Raw genomic sequence first — 394 nt, forward strand, 5'->3', positions numbered from 1 at the left:
GTGCAACAGGACGCCCTGGACCGCGGCCTCCCAATCGTTGCCGTGGGTCCAGTCGATCTGTGCGCCGAGCCGGGAGTCGATGGTGGCGCTGAGGTCGGACGCGGCGCCCTTCTGCGCGGTGCTGCGGATCAGCCCCCAGCGCGGGGCACCGGTCTTGTCGACCAGGCCCACGGTGCCGAAGCCGCTGAGGGTGAGGCTGTCGTCCGCCGGTTCCTGGGCCTGGGCCTGGACAGCCAGGCCCGAACCACATGCGAGCACCAGGGTGACGAAAGAGATGCTGCGCACGGAACGGATACCTGGATGTGAAAAAGAGTCGCTGGAAATCCACGCGGCAGGGGAAATGGCCGATGGGATGGTCGAGGCAGAGGTGGGGCAGGGTGCCTCGGCCCTTCCG

General features: G+C 68.3%; 1 protein-coding gene. It reads right to left on the reverse strand.

Features of this window, described 5'->3' with window-relative positions; translation table 11 throughout:
* Positions 1-285 (reverse strand): hypothetical protein (locus FJV41_RS56475; RefSeq protein ID WP_220138074.1); only part of this gene is annotated, 285 nt, incomplete at its 3' end.
* Between the last annotated feature and the right edge of the window lie 109 nt (positions 286-394).

It is taken from the genome of Myxococcus llanfairpwllgwyngyllgogerychwyrndrobwllllantysiliogogogochensis, assembly GCF_006636215.1.
Lineage (GTDB): Bacteria > Myxococcota > Myxococcia > Myxococcales > Myxococcaceae > Myxococcus > Myxococcus llanfairpwllgwyngyllgogerychwyrndrobwllllantysiliogogogochensis.